Below are 7,214 nucleotides of genomic sequence, written 5' to 3' on the forward strand. Positions count from 1 at the left end.
GCTCGTGGCGGCGGCGGCGCATGATTTCCGCGGCTTTGAAAATCACGATGGCGCGTTCTTTGGGATCCGTATGCTTCCAGGATTCAAACGCGCGCAACGCGGCCGCCATCGCCAAATCGACTTCTTTCACGCCGGCTTGATGAAACGCGCCGATCACTTGCGTTTTCTCGCAAGGATTGTTTGATTTTTTGAGCTTGCCGGTTTTGACTTCTTTTCCGTCGATGAACAGCGCGTATTCGCGCGAGCTTTGCGCTTCCACCTCGCGCAATGCCTGTTGCATCGCTTGCTGATTGGCGGGCTGCGAGTAATCGAGATAAACCGTGTTTTTGAAATCTGCGATCATAGCTGGTTCCTCATCGTTTGAACAAATCTGGCAAGTGAATATGTTTTTATTGCTGCCGGCGCATCAATCAAATGGGATAAAACAATGCTGCCGGGATTCTGTTGCTTGCAGCCCTTATGACGTTGTTACTTCTGCCGCACGGGAAGCAAACGGCAAGATCATCGCCCGGCCAGCGAGGTTGCCCGCATGCGCCGCTGCTTGCATCGCCGTGACGATGTGAGCACTGCGCGCAGATTCGCAAATTGCCAGCATCGTAGAACCGGAGCCGCTGATAAATGCGCAAAAAGCGCCGGCGTGCAACGCCGCGCCGGTAATGTCATCATACCCCGGAATGAGTTTTTTGCGATAAGGTTGATGAATCGCATCGCGCGTGGCGAAGCGCAGCAACTCGGGATTCTTCTGCGCGAAAGCGGCAACCATCATGGCCGCACTCTGCAAATTACCCACGGCTTCATGGCGGGCAAGAGAAGCAGGCAGCACCCGGCGCGCCTCCTCGGTGGCGATTTCCAGGTCTGGAACATAACAGGCTGCGACCCAGCTTGGCGGCGGCGCGAACTGCGCGCAAATCACCCTCCCGTTTTCAATACCGTTGACCGTCAAGCCGCCGAGCAGAGAGGCCGAGGCATTTTCCGGATGACCCTCCAGCCCGCAGGCGAGATCGAGCAGTTGCTGTTGGGAGAGAGCATGATCGAAGTAAGCGTTGGCCGCCAATAAACCCGCGACAATCGCGGCGCCGCTGCTGCCCAGGCCGCGCTTGAGAGGAATGCGATTGTCAATTTCCAACGCGAAACGCGGCGCTTTGCGATTGATTTTCATGCAGGCGTGGTGAAATGCCTTTGCAATGAGATTGTCCTCGCGAATGGCAATTTCGTTCGCGCCCTCGCCGTGCGCGGAGATGATTCCTGATTTGCTGCCGTCGATGTGACACGTCACGCGCAACGGCAATTCCACCGCCAGGCCCAGGGCATCGAAGCCGGCGCCAAGATTGGAGGTTGAGCCGTTGAGGTTGAGATTTATGATTCCGGGCATGTCGTTTCAGGTGTGGCTTTGACTCAAAGCGCGGTTCTCAGGCAATTTGAATTCAGCGGAACTTATCGGGCCAATAGGGATTGCATATCGTCTTTCAATTTTTTTGCGCTGCGCCTCGCGGCTTCGGCGAAATTCATACCGCGATCGGCAAAGATAATCGCGCGGCTGGCATTGATGATGGCAAGATCGCCGGAGGCGGTGGCGCCGGCGCGCACCGCCATTTCGAAATCCCCGCCTTGTGCGCCAACGCCGGGAATGAGAAAAGGCAGGGTCGGGCAATGCTCGCGAATTTTTACCAACTCTGCCGCGTGTGTAGCGCCCACCACGAGTCCGGCATTGTCATGCACGTTCCAGCGCGTCGCCAATCCGGCCACATGCAAATACAACGGCGTTGTAGCGCCGTCGCTCTGTTGCGTTGGAATGTGTTGCATCACTGCGCTGCCGGGATTCGAAGTACGGCAAAGAAAAAATACGCCTTTCGAAGCCTCCTCCAAGAACGGTAAAGCCGCATCTTCGCCGAGGTAAGGATTGACGGTCAGGGCGTCGAAGGGCAGTTCTTGAAAAACAGCTTTAGCATAAAGCCGCGCGCTGTTGGCAATGTCGCCGCGTTTCGCATCCGCGATTTTGATCGTGGATGCCGGCAAGGCTGCAGCAACGTCTGACAGCGCTTGCCAACCGGAGCGCCCCAATGCTTCGAAGAAAGCGAAATTCACTTTGAAAGCCGCGGCAAATTCTGCCGTTGCCGCAATGATCTCCAGGCAAAATTTCACCAGCCCCTCGGCCGTGTGCGGCAAGCCGGCCGGCAGTTTTTCGATTTCAGGATCGAGGCCGACGCAGAGGAGGCTCTTGCGCGTAATCAGAGTTTGGCGAAAACGCGCATTAAACGTTGAAGACGATTGCAAGGACATGCCAGGAAAGTATACGAAAAGGCCAAAAGAAGCAAGGCGAAAGTCGGGAGGAAAAAGCGAAGACGAAGAGTGTGAGAAGGAATATTTCACATCTCACGCTCTTCGCAGGAAAGATTTTCAAGAAGCTTTCAAATTTTTCAAATTGCGAAGACGCGCGCATAAACGCGAAATTCCCTCCCAGCAGCGCATATTCGCGTATCCTGGCGGTTTATGAGAAAACAGAGAAGTATTTTAATCGTCCTCTTCAGGAGAGCTTGGGCGGGGAACTGACATCGTCGGCGTCCATTTCGCCGTTTTGGTGCTGTTCCCACAGGCGTTGCACAAGGTCAAAATCAAAATTGGCAATATCGGTGCGGTCGACGATGGAAGCGGCGTTGATGGCTACGGCAATGCTGATGGCTTCACCGACTTCTTCGCGGGTGGCGCCATAGCGCACCGCTTTGGTCACATGGCCCTTGAAACAGCCATGACATCCGGCTGCCAGCGATACGGCCAGCGCGATCAGCTCTTTTGTTTTTATGTCGATGACGCTGTGGTCGGGATGATAAAGCTCGTCGTAAAACTCGAGATATTTCTTTTTGAACCGATCGGGAACCATTTCATACGACTTCATGCGTTTCTTCATGCAAACTCCTTGCAGTGAAAGCGGGTACAGGAGGGGAACTATTCCAGAGGCGTGCGGCCGCACAAATCTGGACAAGCATCCATTTGAGCGCGTCAATTTATAAGAAAATAGGAATAATCCGGCACGTTTGCACGTAAAGAATGAACAAACCCGGAAATGTTGCACGTATTTTACGGGATATTTTCGTTGACAAAGAGCCGACCCTTTCTTATATTGCGCGTCGCAAAAATAAGGCATTTTTATGAAAGAAGTCAAAGCAAAAGAAATTCGCAAAACCGGGCGCAAAAGCGCGCTCAAAGCTCCTGAGCAGCTTACGTTCTCGCGCACGAATTACTTGCTGTTCGCGCTGGGTGTGCTGGTTATTATTCTGGGATATGTTGCCCTGGCGCAGCCGCCGGTGAACAGCTTTATGTCTTTGACGGTTGCTCCAATTTTGCTGATTGTCGGTTATTGCGTCATTATTCCGGCAGCCATTCTTTATCAAAACAAGAGCGGCGCGCTAACCGAAAGCGCCAAAACGAATGGGCGTTAGCCGCACCGGCGGGGCCGGATCACGACCATCGCATTCGCCCCTCCCGCTGAACCGGGCGATTAGCTCAGATGGTTAGAGCGCCTGCCTTACAAGCAGGAAGTCAGTGGTTCAAGTCCACTATCGCCCACTTTGCAAGAGACCATCGCAGAACTCGAATAGACATTTTGTTTGTTTTGCTGTCTGCAATTTGCCGCTTGTAAATTGCACGGGGTCGTGGTGTAGCCTGGTTAACACGTCGGCCTGTCAAGCCGAAGACCGCGGGTTCAAGTCCCGTCGGCCCCGCAACTGAAGAAAAAGGGTTATGGCATTTTGGCTGTGACCCTTTTTTATTCCAATTGGTCGCGTGTCGAGTGCAGGAATGTTAGTGAATTCAGTCTCTCCGAATCGCCCGCCGGCTGCTTTCGTTCTCGCCTTTGTTTTACTGATCATCTGCTTCGAACAAGACGTGGCAGCGCTTACAAACGCCGGCTCTTCCCGCTCAGCCTTTGCGGCGGATTCTTCCCGCGCTTCAGAAATTCCTGTTTTCACGCCGCGCCTGGGCAAACAGGTGACGCCGCCGCGTGCGTTCACGGCATTTTATGAACTGGCGCATCCCCGCGTCGGCCTGGCATTGAGCGGGGGCGGCAGCCGGTGCCTGGCACACATCGGCGTGTTGCAGGCGCTTGAAGAAAACCACATTCAAATTGATTTGATTGTGGGCACGAGCATGGGCAGCATTTTGGGAGGTTTGTACGCAGCCGGCTATTCCGCGCGCCAATTGCGCGACGTCGCGCTGCAGCTTGACTGGGATACATTGATGCAGGATGAGCCCTCCCGGCGCGACCTTCTGCTCTCGCAAAAGCAGGATCGCGACCGCACGTATTTGCAGTTACGCTTGCGCGGCTGGCAGCCGGTTTTGCCGCGCGCTTTGACCGCGGGCCAAAAATTGCAATCGGTGTTGACTGAGTTGACGCTTAAAGCCAATTATTGGGCCAACTCGAGCTATGATAATTTGCGCATTCCCTTCCGCGCGATGGCAACTGACGTTTACAGCGGCAAAGAAATCGTCATCGACAGAGGCGATCTTGCCGAGGCCATGTGCGCCTCCGCCGCCATTCCGTTTTTGCTCTCGCCCGTGCCCCGGCAAGATTTGCTGCTGGTCGATGGCGGCTTGCTCAACAATATTCCGGTCGACGTCGTGCGCCGCCTGGGAATGGAAATCGTCATCGCGGTGGACGCCACCTCTAATCTTCGCGCGAAAGACAACCTCACCGCGCCGTGGGAATTTGCCGACCAAGTCACGACGATCATGCAGCAGGAACACAATCTCGCGCAAGCGCGAGCAGCAGATGTCTTGATTTCATTCAAAAATGATCCGCGCCATTCGTTGGATTTTACCAATCCCGATTCATTGATCCAGGCGGGCTATGAACAAACCCTGGCGCAGATGGATCGCATTCGCAAACTTTGCGCAAACGCGCAACAGGAAGCAAATGACTCCAGCGATGCGCTGTTCACGGTGCATCATGTGGACTTGCCCGACAATGGCGCCGCCGAGTCGCGCCTCATATTGCAAGCCGGCAGCAATGGCGCCGCCAGGATGCTCAGCGCGGCGCAAATTCAAGCTGAAGTCGATGACCTTTATGCCGGCGGCGATTACCGCGAGGTGCGCGCCGTTTTGCAGCGCGACACCCTTCGATTCGAGGCGCAAAAAAATCCCATCATTCGCAGCGTGCAATTCACCGGCAATACCGTTTATTCCGCGGCGCTTCTGTTCGATTGCCTGCAAACACGGCTCGGCAGCGTGCTGAATCATCAACGCGGCCAGCAAGATTTGACCAACGTGGTGGAGAAATATCGCCAGGACGGTTACGCGCTGGCGGAGATTCGCAGCGTGATCTTTGAGGAAGCCACCGGCGCCTTGACGATTGAAGTCGATGAAGGCCGGATTGTGGATCTTGTGATTGAAGGGTTGCACAGGACACAGGAGTTCGTGGTGTTGCGGGAATTTTCGCTCGAAGCCGGAGAAATTTTTAATTCGAACATTGCGCGTGAGGGCGTGGATCGGCTGCATAATACCGGCATATTTGAAAAAGCCAGCTACAGCCTGCTTCGCCTTCCCAGCGGCGGCGCCCTGGTCAAAATTAAGGTGGAAGAAAAACCTTCCACGATTGTGCGGCTGGGTGGATTTCACGAAAGCGAGCGCGGCAGCCGGGTATTCACCGAAATCGGAACGGAAAACCTTTTGGGCGGAGGCAACAAGCTGTTCGTACATGGCAATCTGGGCGAGCGCGATCAAGTGGCGCGCTTGTCCTGGCGCGCTGATCGCATTGCACGCACGTATTTGACGCTATCGACGAGTCTCTATCACGAACGGCGCAATAACGTCACTTATGTTCCCGGCCGCGCGATGCCACTCGGCGAATATGCCGACCGGCGCGCCGGCATGCGCGCGACGCTCGGCCAGCAAGTGAGCCGGTGGGGAGGGTTGGCGGTGGAGTTCCGCACGGAAGAGGTGCGCTTGCGCAGCATCTCCGGCAGCGGCTATCCCGTCGGCACCAGCCGGTTCAATAGCATCGCTGTGCGCTCGATTTTGGATACGCGCGACCGCTTCCTGTTCACGCGCACCGGCCGCTTTCTCAACGTTTCGTATGAATATTTCAAACCGTACCACGGCACCTCCGCCTCGTTTTCGAAATTTCAAGCGCAAGTGGAATCGTTCGATTCGATCGGCCCGCATACGCTGCATTATCGCCTCACCGGCGGCACCGCCGAGGAAAACACCCCGTTCTATGAACAATTCAAGCTGGGCGGGCCGCACGAAATTTACGGCTTGCGCGACCAGGAATTTGTCGGCCGGCATCTGGTGCTGGGCAGCATCGAGTATCGCTATCAACTGCGCAAACGCCCCTGGCTCGATACCTATATCAGTCTGCGCTATGATTGGGGCGGCGTGTGGGTCGACCGCCGAGACACCTCTTACCGCAAGATTCGCAATGGCGCCGGCCTCGCTCTCGCGCTGGATACCCCTCTTGGCCCGTTCGGCGTGGCCTTTGGCTTGTTCGAAGGCCGGCAGAAGCGTGTGTATGTTCAGCTCGGGCACGCCTTCTAACGCTGCCGAAATCTCCTCTTGACAAAGTTTATCCTCTTTTGCATTGTGATGCCGTGAATCTGCCGGGGCCGGCTGCAAAATTTTTAGCGCCCGCCTCCCAAGTCGCTCACCTTCCCAAAAGCCTCATCTGCCATCATGAATCGCCTCGTCAATGTCGCTAGCCGCGACGATATTTTTCCCCAATATCGGAGCTCCCCCATTGCGCTGCTGCTGGAATATCATAATCTCAATCGCCCGCTGGAAACCTACACACAAGCCCAGCTTTTGATCGGCATGTGTATGGATAATCGCAAGCATCTGCAAATCCCCGATAACTTTGCTTATATCATTCGCGCTGGCGGGGCCAATTTGCGCTACAGCGAATTCAAAGTTTCCTATGCTATTGCCATCGGCGGAGTGAAATACATCGCCCTTATCGGGCACAATCAATGCGGCATGGTGAATTTGACGGCGAGAAAAGAAGCCTTCATTCAGGGGTTGGTGCAGAATGCCGGTTGGGAGGACGCGTGGGCGGAGGATCATTTCATGCACTTTTCTCCCATGTTCGAAATCGGCAATGAAATCGATTTTATTTTGAGCGAAGCCAAACGCTTGCGTCTGCGCTATCCCAAAATTCAAATCGCGCCGATGCTGTATCGCGTGGAAGATAATCGGTTGTATTTGATTCGGGAAGATGAAGCCGCGCC

At 55.0% G+C, this 7,214-nt stretch carries 7 protein-coding genes and 2 tRNA genes; 5 read left to right on the forward strand and 4 right to left on the reverse strand.

The features are described from left to right. The 4 genes from FBQ85_23610 to FBQ85_23625 all read right to left on the reverse strand — a co-directional run. On the reverse strand, positions 1-343 hold a 343-nt coding region (locus tag FBQ85_23610; GenBank protein MDL1878129.1), incomplete at its 3' end, for an aldehyde dehydrogenase family protein. 114 nt (positions 344-457) lie between these two features. Continuing rightward, positions 458-1,372, reverse strand: a complete 915-nt coding sequence (thrB, locus tag FBQ85_23615; protein MDL1878130.1) for a homoserine kinase — start codon at positions 1,370-1,372, stop codon at positions 458-460. A 62-nt stretch (positions 1,373-1,434) separates the two neighbouring features. After that, a complete protein-coding gene (pyrF, locus tag FBQ85_23620; GenBank protein MDL1878131.1) occupies positions 1,435-2,280 on the reverse strand; it encodes an orotidine-5'-phosphate decarboxylase in 846 nt (281 codons plus the stop codon). Between the two features lie 244 nt (positions 2,281-2,524). Beyond that, on the reverse strand, positions 2,525-3,142 hold the full coding sequence (locus tag FBQ85_23625) for a carboxymuconolactone decarboxylase family protein (protein MDL1878132.1): 618 nt from the start codon (positions 3,140-3,142) through the stop codon (positions 2,525-2,527). A 4-nt stretch (positions 3,143-3,146) separates the two neighbouring features. Here FBQ85_23625 and FBQ85_23630 point away from each other — a divergent pair, with 4 nt between their 5' ends. The 5 genes from FBQ85_23630 to FBQ85_23650 form a co-directional block, all read left to right on the forward strand. Beyond that, positions 3,147-3,437: a DUF3098 domain-containing protein gene (locus FBQ85_23630; protein ID MDL1878133.1), complete on the forward strand. Its 291-nt coding sequence runs from the start codon at positions 3,147-3,149 to the stop codon at positions 3,435-3,437. Positions 3,438-3,490: 53 nt separating this feature from the next. Beyond that, positions 3,491-3,564: transfer RNA gene (locus FBQ85_23635), tRNA-Val, on the forward strand. Between the two features lie 80 nt (positions 3,565-3,644). Next, positions 3,645-3,722: transfer RNA gene (locus tag FBQ85_23640), tRNA-Asp, on the forward strand. A gap of 73 nt (positions 3,723-3,795) precedes the next feature. Continuing rightward, positions 3,796-6,528 carry a hypothetical protein gene (locus tag FBQ85_23645; GenBank protein MDL1878134.1) on the forward strand — a complete coding sequence of 911 codons (2,733 nt, stop codon included), beginning with the start codon at positions 3,796-3,798 and terminating at the stop codon, positions 6,526-6,528. A 135-nt stretch (positions 6,529-6,663) separates the two neighbouring features. Next, the coding region (locus tag FBQ85_23650; GenBank protein MDL1878135.1) for a carbonic anhydrase at positions 6,664-7,214 on the forward strand (551 nt) is incomplete at its 3' end.

Source organism: Cytophagia bacterium CHB2 (assembly GCA_030263535.1).
Taxonomy (GTDB): domain Bacteria; phylum Zhuqueibacterota; class Zhuqueibacteria; order Zhuqueibacterales; family Zhuqueibacteraceae; genus Coneutiohabitans.

What these genes read in the sequence shown, in the direction of transcription:
- FBQ85_23630 (MDL1878133.1), top strand. Translation starts at nt 3,147, where the DNA reads ATGAAAGAAGTCAAAGCAAAAGAAATTCGCAAAACCGGGCGCAAAAGC.
- pyrF (MDL1878131.1), bottom strand. Translation starts at nt 2,280, where the DNA reads ATGTCCTTGCAATCGTCTTCAACGTTTAATGCGCGTTTTCGCCAAACT.
- FBQ85_23645 (MDL1878134.1), top strand. Translation starts at nt 3,796, where the DNA reads ATGTTAGTGAATTCAGTCTCTCCGAATCGCCCGCCGGCTGCTTTCGTT.
- thrB (MDL1878130.1), bottom strand. Translation starts at nt 1,372, where the DNA reads ATGCCCGGAATCATAAATCTCAACCTCAACGGCTCAACCTCCAATCTT.
- FBQ85_23625 (MDL1878132.1), bottom strand. Translation starts at nt 3,142, where the DNA reads ATGCCTTATTTTTGCGACGCGCAATATAAGAAAGGGTCGGCTCTTTGT.